This window comes from Ruegeria sp. G12 (assembly GCF_056533565.1).
In genome coordinates this window covers 171,908-186,397 of sequence record NZ_JBQFOO010000004.1, presented here as the reverse complement: position 1 = coordinate 186,397, position 14,490 = coordinate 171,908, and the positions used below count along the sequence as shown (strand labels likewise).

Sequence of the window (14,490 nt, the reverse complement as noted above, 5' to 3'; positions counted from 1 at the left end):
CGGTTCATTTGGACCGCTCTGGTCACAATTGCTCGCTTGGTGAGCATGGACTGGGACTTCTGGGAATGATCTCGGAGGTATTGCGGGTTGGCGGCGGTGACCCTTTCACAGCCCAAGGGCTGTCTCATGCCTGAGACAAAGAAACCAATGATCAATGAGGCTCTAACGCTTGCTCGTCTCTATTGGGGCTATTCTCAAGTTGAATTGGCCGAGATGCTTGGCATGTCGCAGGCCATGGTGTCGGAAATTGAACGTGGTTCAAAGGCGGTCACTATCGAAACTTTGAACCGGTACAGCGAAGTGTTGGGAGTGAGAAAATCTCAACTCATGTTTTTTGCCGAAGAGATCGAAAGCGAAGTCCCGGTTCGGCGGGGACGACTGATCGTAGCTCGAAAAGCGCTTGATCTCCTCGAAAAGCTAAAGCCTGCGGAGTTCGACATTGCCAAGACGACGAACTCGTAAGTCACATGAACGCTACGACCTAACACGTTCACCCTTTGCGCAAAAGCCAACGCAGAGAGATGTCGCGAAACTCGTCAAGGAAACCAGAGACGATCTGCGAAAGTTTGCCACTCCCCGGTTCAAGGAAGAATTCTTGGTACGACGAGATATCGCGTCCGGCGGAAAGACACGCAAACTCGTCTATCCCGTAGCTGACCTTCGGGCGGTCCACGAGCGTCTAAAATTCCATTTCAACAAGATTATTCAGCCCAGCTATCTAATGAGCCCACGCAAGGATCGCTCGCAACGTGATAACGCCGCCGTCCACTTGGACGCTCAGCAATATCTAACCCTCGATATCAAACAATTCTACCCCTCGACCTCCTTAGGTATGATCCGAAGGTCACTCGTCGATCAGTTTGGGATGGAGGGCGACGTCGCCGGCCTGATCGCTCATGTTGCAACCGCTGACGATCAAGCGTGCTTTGGGTCGCCGTTGACCCCCGTTCTTGCCGCTTTGGTGCACAGGCCGATGTTTGACGCCATTTCTGAACTCTGTGCGGAACATGCTTTGGACCACAGTATATGGGTTGACGACATCACGATCTCTGGGAACTCGCTTCCTGGGAAGTTCACCCACAGGGTTCGCCAAATTATTGCATCTAGTGGCTTGAAATCACATAAATTTCGATACCGAACCGGTAACAAGGTAGTCTTCATTACTGGTATCGGCGTTGTTGGCAGCAATCTCGTGGTCCCTCGGCGAGTTGAATTGCGCTCAAAAGAACTTTGGAACGAGTTCCAACTCGCCGATACCCTTGACCAGATAGATACGGCTTCAACTCGCCTGCTCGCCCACCTCGGGGGAATTCGGCACGTCGTTGGCAGGTCTTCAAAGCGTGGACAGAAGATTTCCAACGAAATGAACTCTATCCGCCAAAAGCGGGAAAAAGCATTTCGTCAGAATACGCAGCGGCTGGCAAGGGAAAGCTCAGGCGCGCGCGTTCTAACTCCAGACGAGCAGGAAGCCCGTAAGGACGAGATTGCCAAAATCCCCTTCTAGCACGGGATTACTGGCTAACGGGACATAAATCATAATTCTCGCACCATTTGGCAATTGCCTTGGACGTCAGCGGGATAAATGATACGCGTCTGAGGATAAAATCTGTGGTCAGAAGGAAAAAAATCACCGCCGAAGACTGCATTCGTTCCCGTCAAATCCTGAACATGATAGTGTGACGACTCGGTGAGCTCTGACCAAAATTCCTCGAGTCTGGCGTGCTCGCTCCCACCGGTGTATTTCCAGCGCGCGATGAACTCGTCGATCTGTGGGGCTTTGCGCACGTGAAGTTAGTTGCTCGAAACGGGAATGCGCTCAGTTAGAAATTGTTCGAAGGTGGCGCTTTCGACCGCATATGCGCTGGTGTCGCGCTTCCGGGTAATAACCTTTTCGATCAAGGCACACAGGCCAAGAACTACCACGCCCGGGAAGAACCAAAGCCCCGTCGCCAATGGCATTTGCTCACTATGGAGCAAAGTTTGGAGAAGAGGCCAAATCAAGAATGGCATGGCAGCCAAGGCTGACCACTTGACTGGTTTCATCTTTTCCTCGGCTTCCGCAGCCAACCGGACATGATTCTCGACCAATTCGCGCTCCCATGCTAGGAATTCGTCCATGACTTGGCCAGCGAGGTAGTGGCCACAACGACAATAATCGCGTGTGATGTACTCAACCTGTCCGCAGGCTGCGCAGCGGACCGCATTGATACTATCCGCTTTCGGGCGCAGGTGTTTCTTCTGACTTTCGCGATCGGGGACTTCTTCAGCCCCGCATACGCCTTCAAGCAGGCGCTCTATATCCTGACCAAGCCGCAGCTTTCGCGGGCGTAGTTTCAGCACTTCATCGGGAAATTCTTCATTCAACATCAGCTTACAAGCCTCAATACGCTGTCGATCCTTGTTGTGTCCGGTTCCCCGCCTTCAATCGTCAGGGCATCGGTGTTCAGGAACCCATCGAAGAGAAATTCGATGGCATCCCACTTCTTTTCAGGTGTCACAGTAAGCCCGCGTTCATTGATCCGGCGCTCGACTGCGATGCCGATCTTACGATAGGCGGCGGCGATCTCTTCGTGCCTTCGGCTCTTGCCGTCTTCCGAGTCGCCTTCGAGCATCCAGAGCGGATCAACGTCGAATTCCTCGTAGACTTTCAACAGTAGTGAAGCCGTCAAATCCCGCTGGCTGCGTTCATAGTACTGGTATGCGCTCCGACTGGCGCCTAGGCGCTGCGCCATCTCCTCTTGGGAGAGGCTTGCCATGTTTCGCACAGCCGCAAGGCGAAGTCCCAAACCGGGAACTGTCATTGAAAACCTTCTTAATGGTTGCATTGACCACGATACTGGTTAATATGAATCACATATGACCATAAATCGTGGCAACGTGCTCGATTCGCGTAAGATCAGCGTATGTTTGTTTCATTCTGAACGCAAAATGAAATCACCTGCCTCGATTTGTGAGCAATGAGTTTGAGGAGGTGAAGCGTGAAAAAGCTCTTGGAAACCCCGAAAGAACTGGCCGAGCGCGTTGGCATTCCTGTGTCCAATATTCGCTACCTGATCCGCGAAGACATGCTGGACCACATCTATACGGCCCCTGGGCGTAGAAATCCGAAAATCCCTTCCGGCGCGTGGGAGCGATACGTTGACAATTTCACGGTGAAAACATGCCCAGAAAGCCATCCCCGCCGCGCCTCGAGCGCGACCGCAAGCGTCCGTCCGAGGGCAACTGGTACATCTACTGGACCGAGGGGGGACGCAGCCGCGAGCACTCGACTGGCACTGGGGATCGCGACCAGGCTGAACTCTACTTCGCAGAGTGGAAGCTAAGGCGCTTTAGGCCAGATCGAGCAGTCGAGCCTTACGAATTCTATGTGGCCGACGCAATTTCGCACTACCTGGCAAAACGGCTTGATGACGTCACCGATCCGGAGCGCTTGGCCAATGCGGCCAAGCCGATCATCCGGTTTTTCGATGGCTATGCCGTTGGCGATATCAATGATGCGCTCATCAAGGAGTATTGCCAGAAGCGACGAAAGGGCCGGGATGAAAAGGGAATCAAGGACGGCACGCTCAGACGAGAACTCAGCCTGTTGTCGACCGCTATCCGGCGCGCCGAAGAAGATCACCTGATCACGCGCAGGATAGCCGTTCGACTTCCACCGAAGCCCGAAGGTCGAATTCGGTTCCTGACGTGCGATGAAGCGATAAAACTGATACAAGCCTCGCGAAGCTTCGATGCCCCTTTGGAAGATGGTGTGCCGACGGAGTCAAAAACCGAACACCTGACTCTGTTTCTCCGTATCGGTTTACTGACGGGCCAGCGGAAGGAAGCGATCCTGTCCTTGCGTTGGTCCGATGTCGATTTCTACAGCAACATCATCTACTGGAACCCGGTCGGACGTCGACGGACCAAGAAGGAGCGCCCGAGCTCAAGGTTGCCCGCGCGCCTGAAGAAACACTTGTTGCGCAGGCGGAGGCGATTTCCGGAAGACAAATTCGTTGTCACCCATCGCGGTAAGTCCCTGCAGAATATCAAGCGTGCATTTCGATCCGCCGTTGTTGCGGCTGGCCTCGAGGGTCAGGGAGACCGGAAAGTCGTGCCGCACACTCTGAGGCACACTTGCGCAACCTGGCTCATGCAGAAGGGTGCGCCAAAGTGGGATGCCTGCGGCTTTCTGGGGATGACCCTCGAGACGCTCGAAAAGAACTATTGGCACCACCACCCAGACCATCAGCGCGGGGCGGCGGATGCCATCTGACATCCGGATCATTTCCGGAAATAGACCATCGCAAACGTGAACAAAGGAGCAGTCAAATGGCAACTCATCATAATAAATACAGGGCGTTAGGCTCCGGCCCGATCCTTCGGGAGGCAGGGGTCGGAGGTTCGAATCCTCTCACTCCGACCAATAAATCCAATCAATCAGCAGATCGGCTAAAGCCCGCTTTTGTGGGCGCTTCAGGTCCGTGCGCAAAATCTCAACGAGTCCTAGATTACGTCAATCCTGACGTTTGGCGCTTCCTTCAAGCTTGCTCAGCGTGGCCATCAGGCTTTTTCGTTCGGACGCGTTCAGGACGCCGAGAATTCGTTCTTCCAATGCGGTTAGATCGGGCGACATCGCCTTGTAAAGGTCCAGACCCTTGGCCGATGGGCTCAGCAATTCGCTTCGGCCATCTTCGGGATTCGGGTGCCTTTCAACCAGTTTCTTGTCTTCCAGCTTGCCCACGGCGCGGCTGACCGTGACCTTGTCGATTGTGGCTGCGGCCACGATTTCGCGGTTGGTGATCTTTCGGTCGCGCACCAGAATGGCCAGCACCCGCCATTCCGCCGAGCTAAGATCGAATTTCTCATGATAAACAGCCCGCAACATCTCGCTGACGGCGGCATAGGTCCGGCGCAGTTGGTAGGGAAAAAACGCGTTCAGATCCAACTCTGTCCCGTTTTCTTCCCCTTGAACGCTTAGGTCTGGTTTCCGTTCCATGCAGTTTCTCCGACCAGGACTTGGATGCCCTTGGTTGTGGTCAGTTAATTTTCGTTGACATTGTTACACATGAAACTAACATCGGCAATATAGTTTCAACGGAAACTAAATAGACGCAGTGGACTGCTATTTCCGGGGAGGAGAATGACATGAACACTATGAAGACCATCGTTGGATCGGCACTGGCTGGCGTTGTACTGACCGCCTCGGTCGCTGCAGCCGAGGAGTTTGTCCTGTCGTCGTGGCTGCCGCCGCAACATCCAGTTGTCACCAGCGTCATTCAGCCCTGGGCGGATTCGGTGGCCGAGGCGACCGAAGATCGCGTCACCGTTCGCATCCTGCCAAAACCGCTCGGTCCGCCCCCGGCGCATTACGATCTGGCGGTGGACGGGGTGGCCGATATCACATACGGCTTGCATTCTTTCACCCGCGACGACCGTTTCCTGCGGTCGCGGATCGGGCAGTTCTCATTTCTGGGTGATTCAGCCGAGGATACTTCGGTCGCGTATTGGAACGTCTATGCAGGCGATCTTGACGCGCAGGCAGAGCATGAAGGCGCAAAGCTGCTGGGCTTGTTCGTGCACGGGCCGGGGATGTTCCACAATAACCAGCGACAGATCGAAACGGCGGACGATTTCTCGGGCCTGAAAATTCGGACACCCGGCGGTTACATCGCCGACCTGTCCGGCGATCTTGGCATCACCACGCAATTCATGGGGCCGGGTCAGGTGTTCGAAAAGTTGTCGACCGGGGTCATCGACGGCGTAACCTTCCCGATCGAGGCACTGAAAGCGTTCAAGCTGACGGATCACATAACGCATTCGATGCGTATTCCCGGCGGTATGTACAATACCTCGTGGTTTCTGGTCATGAACGAAGACCGCTGGGATGAGATTTCCGACGCCGACAAAGCCGCAATCGAGGCCGTATCCGGCGCCGCCTTCGCAGCGCTTGCAGGCCAGACATGGGATGCGGCAGACGCGGCGGGCGCTGACTTCGTCGCCGAAAGCTCGGTTCAGGTCTATGATGCGCCGGATGAGGTTCTGGAGGCGATCAAAGGCTTTGCCGACAAGCATGAGGCCGCATGGGCGGAGGCTGTCGCCGAAACCGGGTTCGACGGTACAGCCGCCCTTGCCGAGATACGCAAACAGGCGGGGCAGTAACCCGGCATGGCCCAACCCGCCGACACTGATCAGCGCCAGAGTGTAACGCTCTGGCGCAAGCTGTTCTATGCCATGGCTGTGGCATCGGTTGTGGTCATGCTGGCGATGATGCTTCTGACCGCCGCAGACGTGGTGGCGCGGTATGTGTTCAACAGCCCGATCAAGGGCGCATTTGAGCTGACCGAGATCGGGCTTGCCCTGCTTGTGTTCCTGGCGATGCCGCTGACCACGGTGTCGAACGAGCATGTGACGGTGGACCTGCTGAAACTGCCCTCGCGAGGGGTGCTGTCCAAAACTTTGCTCATCCTCTCGGTCGTCATTGTAGCGGGCACGTTTGCCATGATGGCGTGGGAGGTGTGGGAGCATGCCGTGAAACTTGAAAAACGCGGTACGGTGACAAACTCGCTTTCAATCCCGCTGTATTTGGTGGCCGGAGTCGTCGCCACGGCCTGCGCCATTTCCGGTTTGGCGGCGGGGATCGGGCTGTTCAAAGGCGATAAGGAATGATCGCCTCGCTTCTGGGCATTGCCGTGTTGTTTGTGCTGGTGTTGGCACGAGTGCCGATCGCCTTTGCCATGATCGCGGTCGGCACCGTCGGCTTTGCGCTGCTGCGCAGTTGGAAGGCCAGTTTTACCCTGCTGGGCAACACGACATTCGACACGGTGCTGTCCTTTACCCTGTCCGTCATCCCGCTGTTCATTCTTATGGGAAACCTGCTGACAGCCTCGGGCGTCAGCCATTCGCTGTTTGCTGCGGCACAGCGCTTGTTGCGTAAGCTGCCGGGCGGTCTGGCGATGGCCACGGTGGTCGCCTGCGGCGGGTTCAGTGCGGTGTGCGGTTCCTCTCTGGCAACTGCTGCGACGATGTCCCGGGTTGCCATGCCGTCGATGCGCAAGGTCGGGTATGCAGACAGCCTTGCGACAGGATCCATCGCAGCCGGTGGGACGCTGGGCATTCTAATCCCACCTTCGGTTATCCTGATCATCTACGGCATCATTACCGAGGCCGACATCGCCAAACTCTTCCTCGCCGGGCTGCTGCCGGGTTTGCTGGGTGTGCTTCTGTACATCGCCGCCGTCTATGCGGCTGTGAAAGTCAGACCCGATCTTGCGCCAGCCGGTTCCGACGATCATCCGTTGACCTCTCGTGATATCGGAGGCGTCTGCGCGGTTGTCGGGCTGTTCGGCCTGATCATGATCGGCATCTACGGCGGGTTCTTTACCCCGTCCGAAGCCGCTGCGGTCGGGGCGTTCCTGTCCCTTGTCATCGCGGTTTTCATGGGGGGCATCGGCCTTCGCGACCTTTTCCGCGTTGGCATTGATACCGTTCGCCCAACCGCCATGATCTTTGCCATCGTCATCGGGGCCGAGGTCTTTTCGAACTTCATCAGCTTCGCCGGTCTGCCGGACGCCATCCTGTCCTTTGTTCAGTCACTGGACGTCAACGCGTTTGTGGTCATGTTCGTGCTGGTGCTGATCTACATCCTGTTGGGCGCGGTGTTAGAGAGCCTTTCGATGATCCTGCTGACCGTGCCCATCTTCTTTCCGATGATCATGTCGCTGGATTTCGGTGATGGCATCCTGTCCAGCCCCGAGGCTGTCGCGATCTGGTTTGGCATCATCGTCGTGGTGGTGACCGAGATCAGCCTGATTTCGCCCCCGATTGGGCTGAATGTCTTTGTGTTGCGCACGATCCTGCCTGACATCCCGATCCGGACGATGTTTGCCGGTATCTTTCCGTTCTGGGTGGCCGATATCCTGCGTCTTGCGCTGCTGATCGCCCTGCCCTCCATCGCCCTGACATTGGCCCTCTAAGATCGGTTCAACTCAGCGCTTGGGCGGTGTCAGCCATTGCGCCGACATTCCGAAATTCGAGGTCTTCAACTCCTGTCTGGCGATGGCCTGCAGATGCACCTCATCCGGGCCATCGGCATAGCGCAGCGCGCGCGCCCAGGTGTAGCTGTCGGCCAGCGGGGTGTCCGGGGTCATCCCCATCGCGCCGAACACCTGCATCGCGCGGTCGGTGACGGCGGCGTGCACGTTGGGTGCGACGACCTTGATCAGTGAGATTTCTCGGAACGCCGCCTTCGCGCCCACTTGATCAATTTTCCACGCGGCTTTCAGCGTCAGCAAACGGGCCTGTTCGATCTCCAAACGCGATTTTGCAATCCACTCGCGAATGACACCCTGTTCCGAGAGTTTCTTGCCAAACGCCACCCTCTCTTGCGCGCGCTCGACCATCAGCGAAAGCGCCATTTCGGCCGCGCCAATCGAGCGCATGCAGTGGTGAATCCGCCCCGGCCCAAGCCGCGCCTGAGCCAGTGCAAAGCCGCTGCCCTCTTCGCCCAGCAGGTTCGCGGAGGGCACACGCACGTCTTTGAACACCAGTTCCGCATGGCCTTCGGGGTCGTGCATGTTCAGGATTGTGGGGTTGCGTACGATCTCGAAGCCCGGCGTGTCTTTGGGCACAAGGACCATGCTTTGCTGTTTGTGCCGGTCCGCGCCGGGATCGGTCTTGCCCATGACGATGAACAGTTTGGTGTTCGGGTGGCAAGCATTGGTGATGAACCATTTGCGGCCATTCAGAACGTATTCATCCCCCTCACGGCGGATCGAGGTTGTGATATTGGTCGCGTCCGAGCTGGCCACATCCGGTTCGGTCATCGCAAAGGCGGACCGGATTTCGCCATTCAGCAACGGTACTAGCCATTGCGCACGCTGTTCGGGCGTGGCGAACATGTGCAAAAGCTCCATGTTGCCAGTATCGGGCGCGCTGCAGTTGAACACTTCCGAGGACCAGCTGACCTGCCCCATGATCTCGGCCAGCGGCGCGTATTCCAGATTGCTCAGCCGCGTGCCGGGCTCATCGTCGCGCAGACCGGGCAGGAACAGGTTCCACAGCCCCTCGGCTCGCGCCAATGCCTTGAGGTCTTCGATGAACGGGACCGGGAAATTGCCCGCCTCCATCTCCTCTTTGTGGTCGCGGATGCGCGAATAGATATGCGCCTCCATAAAGCTTTTGAGCTGGGTACGAAGTTCTTCGGCGCGGGGCGACAGGGCAAAATCCATGATGATCCTTTTCAGATGGCGACGGCCTTTGCTGCCTTCCCGCGCATGTGACGCAAAAAGACACTCAGAGCATTCTCAATTGAAAGGCCGCCCGCAAGGGGCAGGCTGCGTAACCCAGCGTCAAAAAGCTCAGGTCACCCGATTGACCGCCCTGTATTTCGGATTGTCCCAAAGCCGGTTGTCCAAAACATCGGCCAGAATATCCACTGCGGCGACCACATCGTCTTCGTCCAGATAGAGCGGCGTGAAACCAAATCGCATGATGTCGGGCGCGCGGAAGTCGCCGATCACGCCCCGATCAATCAGCGCCTGCATCGCGGCGTAGCCCTGATCGAAAGCGAACGAGACCTGACTGCCCCGGATCGTCGCGTCGCGCGGGCTGGCTAGCGTCAGTTGCGGGCATCGCGCCTCGACTTCGGCAATGAAACGCTCGGACTGGGTCACCGAGGCCGCGCGGACCTCGGCCATGGATACCCCGTCCCAGACCTTCAGCGCCTCTTCCAGCGCGCCCATCTGGATCACCGGAGGGGTGCCCACGCGCATGCGCTCGATATCCGCCGCAGGTCGGTAGTTCAGTTCAAAGGCAAAGGGCGAGCCATGGCCCAGCCAGCCCGCCAGCGCGGGCTGCGTCTGGTCGATCAGATCGGGGCGCACATAGATAAAGGCGGGCGCTCCCGGACCTCCATTCAAGTATTTATAGGTACAGCCAACCGCGAACTCACAGTTGGAACCCGCCAGATCAACCTCGATCGCCCCGGCGCTGTGGGCCAGATCCCAGATCATGACCGCACCCGCTGTGTGGGCCTGTTGGGTGATGTTGTCCATGTCATGAGTGCGCCCGGTGCGATAGTCGACCTCGGTCAGCATCACCGCCGCGACCTTGTCATCGATGGCTTCGGCCACCGCCTCGGGGTCGACGGTCTTCAGCTCAAAGCCCGCGTTTTTCAGCGCAATCAGCCCCTCGGCCATATACAGGTCGGTCGGGAAGTTGCCGTTGTCTGACAGGATGACCTTTCGGCCCGGGCGCATCGCCAGCGCGGCTGATAAGGCCTGAAACACCTTGATGGACAAGGTATCGCCCATCACAACTGACCCATCGGGCGCGCCTATCAGGCGGGCGATGCGGTTACCGACGCGGGCGGGCTGTTCCATCCATCCGCAGCTGTTCCAGCCGCGGATCAGTTCGCCGCCCCATTGGCGCGTGACCACGTCTTGCACGGCAGACGCGACGGATTTCGGCAATGGCCCCAGCGAGTTGCCATCCAGATAGATGACACCTTCGGGGATATCGAACAGGTCTTTTCTGGGTAGCGCCATTCTACAAGCCCCCTCGCAGGTTCCACAGTTCCGGGAACAGTTCCACGTCCAACATCTTGCGCAGGTAGCTGACGCCGCTGGTGCCGCCCGTCCCGCGCTTGAAACCGATCACCCGTTCCACGGTTGTTACATGGTTAAACCGCCAGCGGCGGAAGTAATCCTCGAGGTCCACCAGCTTTTCGGCAAGTTGATACAGCACCCAATGGGTATCCGGTTCCCGGTAGATCCGGGTCCAAGCGGCGATAACCGCATCGTCGGACTGATGCGGGGCGCGCAGACGGTAGACTGCAGGATCAAACGCGGTGCCCAACTCCGCCTCCAGCATCCGCAGCGCGATGTGATAGATTGAGGGCTGCGCCAATTCGTCTTCCAGCTTCTGGTGCAGGTCCGGGCTATGTTCATGCACCTTCATCATCGCAGTGTTCCGGTTGCCCAGAACGTATTCGATCAACCGATACTGATGAGACTGAAAGCCGGACGAGGCACCAAGCGCCTCGCGGAATTTTGTGTAATCGCTTGGGGTCATGGTGCGCAGCACGTCCCAGGCGTTGTTGAGTTGCTCGAATATCCGCGACACCCGGCTGAGCATCTTGAATACCTGATCCGGGCGGCCTTCGATCATCAGCGCGCGGGCGGCCTGCAACTCGTGCAGGGCCAGCCGCATCCACAGCTCGGAAGTCTGGTGCTGAATGATGAACAGCATCTCGTCATGGGCGTCGGACAGCGGGTGCTGTGCCAACAGGATGGCGTCCAGCGACAGGTAGTCGCCATAGCTCATGTCCTTCGCAAAGGACATTTTCGCGCCATCCTGTGACGGATCGTAGCCGTTGCTCATCTTACACCTCGTGCGGTGATGCGCGCCGTCACATGAACGCCTGCAGCCCGGTCTGTGCCCGCCCAAGGATCAGCGCGTGAATGTCATGGGTGCCCTCATAGGTGTTCACCGCCTCAAGGTTCATCACATGGCGAATGACGCCGTATTCGTCGCTGATCCCGTTGCCGCCATGCATGTCGCGGGCCTCGCGCGCGATGGTGATGGCCTTGCCGCAATTGTTGCGCTTCATCAGGCTGATCAACTCGGCAGGTGCGCTGTGCGATTCGAACAGACGGCCCAATTGCAGCGCTCCCAGCAGGCCCAGTGAGATTTCGGTCTGCATATCCGCCAGCTTTTTCTGGATCAACTGCGTGGCGGCCAGCGGCTTGCCGAACTGCTTGCGGTCCATCGTATAGCTGCGGGCGGCATGCCAGCAGGCTTCGGCCGCGCCCATGGCACCCCATGCGATGCCATAACGCGCCCGGTTCAGACAGCCAAACGGCCCCGAAAGGCCGGACACGTTCGGCAGCAGGTTTTCTTCGGGCACAAAAACCTCATCCATCTGGATCATGCCGGTGATCGAGGCGCGCAACGAGAATTTGCCCTCGATCTTCGGCGCGCTCAGGCCCTTCATACCTTTTTCAAGGATGAAGCCCTTGATCTGGCCGTCATGGGCATCCGATTTGGCCCAGATGATGAACACATCGGCAATCGGCGAGTTCGTGATCCAGTTTTTGGCACCAGAGACAAGATACCCGCCATCAACCTTTGTGGCGCGAGTCAGCATACCGCCGGGGTCCGAGCCATGGTCGGGCTCGGTCAGACCAAAACAGCCAACCCATTCGCCCGAGGCCAGTTTCGGCAGGAATTTCTGCCGCTGCTCCTCGGTGCCATAGGCGAAGATCGGGTGCATCACGAGGCTTGATTGCACTGACATGGCCGAGCGATAGCCGGAATCCACACGCTCGACTTCGCGCGCGACAAGGCCGTAGGACACATAGCCTGCGCCCACGCCGCCATATTCCTCGGGGATGGTCGAGCCCAGCAGGCCCAGCTCACCCATTTCGGTCATGATCGCGCGGTCGAAGTTTTCATCACGGTTGGCCATGATCACGCGGCTCGCCAGCTTGTCCTGGCAATAGGCGTGGGCCGTATCCCTGATCATGCGCTCTTCTTCGGTCAGTTGCTGCTCGATCAGGAAAGGGTCCTCCCACGTCATGCGCGGCATCTTCGCGCGCGCGGATTCAGGCGTGGCCGCGTGGTGTTCTTGCGGTTGTGTCAGCATATCGTGCCCTCCCATACTGGCCTCCTTAGTATCCTGGTAATTTTGGGATTGCCACCGCAAGAATGGCCGTTTGCGAAATACTGCGGGTGGATTTCAGTTGGTCGTCCTGAGTGGCCGATACCCCGCGCCGATCAGCCCTATTTCCGGCGGCATAGAGGCTTTTGAGAATCTGGTTCGCGGTAATCGCCGCCTGGTAAAGACGGGACATGATCGGGGCGGTTGGGGCCCTGGCTTGGTCCGTCATGGGCAGAGGCAAATCGTCTGGATCAATCCCCGCAATCAGATCAGCCAAGCAGGTCCCGAAAATCGTGCCGTTTGTTACACTGCGCCAGTAATACCCGGTACCTGTTAGCAGGTTCGGGGTCAGTTGGCAGATGCTGGGCAGGTTGCAACGGGTCTTTGGGTCGGCCAATATTCGGAAAACGTACAGTAACCGGAAGGTTGGAATGGCTGCATTGAAAAAATCGTCTGCGCAGATGGTGCAAGAGGCCCGAGACCGCATTGAAGAGATCGAAACCAGCGATCTGATCGCGATGGTCGACGATCCGAATGTGGTGATTGTCGATATTCGCGACGTGCGCGAACGCCAGCGCACCGGCTTCATTCCCGGTAGCTTTCACGCCCCGCGCGGCATGATCGAGTTCTGGGTCGATCCCGACAGCCCCTATCACAAGGACATCTTTGCGCAGGAAGGCAAGACATATGTCTTTCACTGCGCCTCGGGCTGGCGCTCGGCGATCACCGTGGCCACCCTGCAGGATATGGGGTTTGAGGCGGCGCATCTGAAGGACGGGTTCGGGTCCTGGGAGAAATCGGGCGGGCCGGTCGAACGTTTTGTTGACGAAGACTGACCTGTCAAAGTGACAGGCGCGGCTGATCTAAATTCTCTGAGAGCCCCGGGCTCTTTCCTTTGTTTCCTAGACCCCGCAAGCTACAGTTGCACCAGACCAGTCAGAAGGACTCTGCGATGACGATCCCACCCGTTGATATGGCTGTCAAACCCGAGGTCACCGGGTTCTTTGACGAGATTTCCAACACAATCAGCTACGTGGTCCGCGACCCGTCCAGCACGGCTTGCGCGATCATCGACCCGGTGATGGAGTTCGACCCGGCCGCCGGGCGCCTGACCTTTGACTCTGCGGACCAGATCATCGCGTTTATTCGCTCTCATGGTCTGACGCTGGAATGGATCATCGAATCTCATGTCCACGCCGACCATCTGTCGGCGGCCCCCTATATCCAGCAGGAGCTTGGCGGCAAAATCGGCATTGGCGAGCACGTCCTGACCGTACAGGATACGTTCGGGAAGATTTTCAACGAAGGCACCGAGTTCCAGCGCGACGGATCGCAGTTTGAGGCGCTTTTTGGCGATGGCGATACCTATACAATCGGATCTCTCAGGTGCTTTGCCTTGCACACACCGGGCCATACGCCGGCCTGCATGGTCCATGTCATAGGCGATGCGGCCTTTGCAGGGGACACGCTGTTCATGCCGGATGGCGGCTCGGCGCGTGCGGATTTTCCCGGCGGGGATGCGGGGCAGCTATACGATTCAATTCAGCGCGTGCTGTCCTTGCCCGATGAAATGCGGCTGTTTATCTGCCACGATTACGGCCCCGGTGGACGCGCCATCGCCTGGGAGACTACGATCGGAGAGCAAAAGGCCAAGAACATTCATGTTGGCGGCGGCAAAAGCCGCGACGAGTTTATCAAATTCCGGACCGAGCGGGATGCGCAGCTTGACGTTCCCAAGCTGATCCTGCCCTCTTTGCAGGTGAACATGCGCGGTGGCGAAGTGCCAACGGACGAAGACGGGAACATGATGCTCAAAACGCCGGTCAACAAACTCTGACCCTTGAAGATGC

At 57.8% G+C, this 14,490-nt stretch carries 16 protein-coding genes; 8 read left to right on the top strand and 8 right to left on the bottom strand.

What is annotated here, in order from left to right:
• Positions 1-126: 126 nt before the first annotated feature.
• Together ACR0JN_RS11440 and ACR0JN_RS11435 are read left to right on the top strand one after the other, a co-directional pair.
• Complete coding sequence (locus tag ACR0JN_RS11440; protein WP_353392142.1) at positions 127-462, top strand: helix-turn-helix domain-containing protein; 336 nt, start codon at positions 127-129, stop codon at positions 460-462.
• 133 nt (positions 463-595) lie between these two features.
• On the top strand, positions 596-1,504 hold the full coding sequence (locus ACR0JN_RS11435) for a reverse transcriptase family protein (RefSeq protein ID WP_480885708.1): 909 nt from the start codon (positions 596-598) through the stop codon (positions 1,502-1,504).
• A gap of 287 nt (positions 1,505-1,791) precedes the next feature.
• On the opposite strand, the gene ACR0JN_RS11430 is transcribed toward ACR0JN_RS11435, so the two are convergent.
• Both ACR0JN_RS11430 and ACR0JN_RS11425 read right to left on the bottom strand, forming a co-directional pair.
• Complete coding sequence (locus ACR0JN_RS11430; RefSeq protein ID WP_480885706.1) at positions 1,792-2,367, bottom strand: hypothetical protein; 576 nt, start codon at positions 2,365-2,367, stop codon at positions 1,792-1,794.
• Positions 2,367-2,801: a helix-turn-helix domain-containing protein gene (locus ACR0JN_RS11425; protein ID WP_480885705.1), complete on the bottom strand. Its 435-nt coding sequence runs from the start codon at positions 2,799-2,801 to the stop codon at positions 2,367-2,369. The genes ACR0JN_RS11430 and ACR0JN_RS11425 overlap by 1 nt, the downstream gene beginning before the upstream one ends.
• Before the next feature lie 359 nt (positions 2,802-3,160).
• On the opposite strand from ACR0JN_RS11425, the gene ACR0JN_RS11420 reads away from it, so the two are divergent.
• The gene (locus tag ACR0JN_RS11420; RefSeq protein ID WP_480885704.1) at positions 3,161-4,255 is read left to right on the top strand and encodes a tyrosine-type recombinase/integrase; all 1,095 of its coding nucleotides are present in this window, start codon (positions 3,161-3,163) and stop codon (positions 4,253-4,255) included.
• A 240-nt stretch (positions 4,256-4,495) separates the two neighbouring features.
• Here the strand turns inward: ACR0JN_RS11420 and ACR0JN_RS11415 are convergent, their stop codons facing one another.
• Positions 4,496-4,978, bottom strand: coding sequence for a MarR family winged helix-turn-helix transcriptional regulator (locus ACR0JN_RS11415; RefSeq protein ID WP_480885702.1), 483 nt, complete (start codon positions 4,976-4,978; stop codon positions 4,496-4,498).
• 149 nt (positions 4,979-5,127) lie between these two features.
• On the opposite strand from ACR0JN_RS11415, the gene ACR0JN_RS11410 reads away from it, so the two are divergent.
• Genes ACR0JN_RS11410 through ACR0JN_RS11400 form a run of 3 tightly spaced genes read left to right on the top strand, consistent with a single transcriptional unit; the run spans position 5,128 to position 7,955 of the window.
• Positions 5,128-6,141, top strand: a complete 1,014-nt coding sequence (locus tag ACR0JN_RS11410) for a TRAP transporter substrate-binding protein (RefSeq protein WP_480885701.1) — start codon at positions 5,128-5,130, stop codon at positions 6,139-6,141.
• Positions 6,142-6,147: 6 nt separating this feature from the next.
• Positions 6,148-6,648 carry a TRAP transporter small permease gene (locus tag ACR0JN_RS11405; protein WP_480885699.1) on the top strand — a complete coding sequence of 167 codons (501 nt, stop codon included), beginning with the start codon at positions 6,148-6,150 and terminating at the stop codon, positions 6,646-6,648.
• Positions 6,645-7,955, top strand: coding sequence for a TRAP transporter large permease (locus tag ACR0JN_RS11400; protein WP_480816089.1), 1,311 nt, complete (start codon positions 6,645-6,647; stop codon positions 7,953-7,955). Before ACR0JN_RS11405 ends, ACR0JN_RS11400 begins: the two co-directional genes overlap by 4 nt.
• A 12-nt stretch (positions 7,956-7,967) precedes the next feature.
• On the opposite strand, the gene ACR0JN_RS11395 is transcribed toward ACR0JN_RS11400, so the two are convergent.
• The 5 genes from ACR0JN_RS11395 to ACR0JN_RS11375 all read right to left on the bottom strand — a co-directional run bounded on the left by ACR0JN_RS11395 (position 7,968) and on the right by ACR0JN_RS11375 (position 12,917).
• Positions 7,968-9,209: an acyl-CoA dehydrogenase family protein gene (locus ACR0JN_RS11395; protein WP_480885698.1), complete on the bottom strand. Its 1,242-nt coding sequence runs from the start codon at positions 9,207-9,209 to the stop codon at positions 7,968-7,970.
• Positions 9,210-9,338: 129 nt separating this feature from the next.
• Positions 9,339-10,526: a kynureninase gene (kynU, locus tag ACR0JN_RS11390; RefSeq protein WP_480885697.1), complete on the bottom strand. Its 1,188-nt coding sequence runs from the start codon at positions 10,524-10,526 to the stop codon at positions 9,339-9,341.
• Position 10,527: 1 nt separating this feature from the next.
• Positions 10,528-11,361, bottom strand: coding sequence for a tryptophan 2,3-dioxygenase (locus ACR0JN_RS11385; protein ID WP_480885695.1), 834 nt, complete (start codon positions 11,359-11,361; stop codon positions 10,528-10,530).
• A 28-nt stretch (positions 11,362-11,389) separates the two neighbouring features.
• Positions 11,390-12,568, bottom strand: coding sequence for an acyl-CoA dehydrogenase (locus ACR0JN_RS11380; RefSeq protein WP_480885973.1), 1,179 nt, complete (start codon positions 12,566-12,568; stop codon positions 11,390-11,392).
• An 82-nt stretch (positions 12,569-12,650) separates the two neighbouring features.
• Entirely contained in the window at positions 12,651-12,917 is a 267-nt protein-coding gene (locus ACR0JN_RS11375; protein ID WP_480885693.1) for a hypothetical protein, read from the bottom strand.
• 154 nt (positions 12,918-13,071) lie between these two features.
• Here ACR0JN_RS11375 and ACR0JN_RS11370 point away from each other — a divergent pair, with 154 nt between their 5' ends.
• Together ACR0JN_RS11370 and ACR0JN_RS11365 are read left to right on the top strand one after the other, a co-directional pair.
• Positions 13,072-13,476 carry a rhodanese-like domain-containing protein gene (locus ACR0JN_RS11370; RefSeq protein WP_480885692.1) on the top strand — a complete coding sequence of 135 codons (405 nt, stop codon included), beginning with the start codon at positions 13,072-13,074 and terminating at the stop codon, positions 13,474-13,476.
• Positions 13,477-13,592: 116 nt separating this feature from the next.
• Positions 13,593-14,477, top strand: coding sequence for an MBL fold metallo-hydrolase (locus ACR0JN_RS11365; protein WP_480816083.1), 885 nt, complete (start codon positions 13,593-13,595; stop codon positions 14,475-14,477).
• Positions 14,478-14,490: the final 13 nt, after the last annotated feature.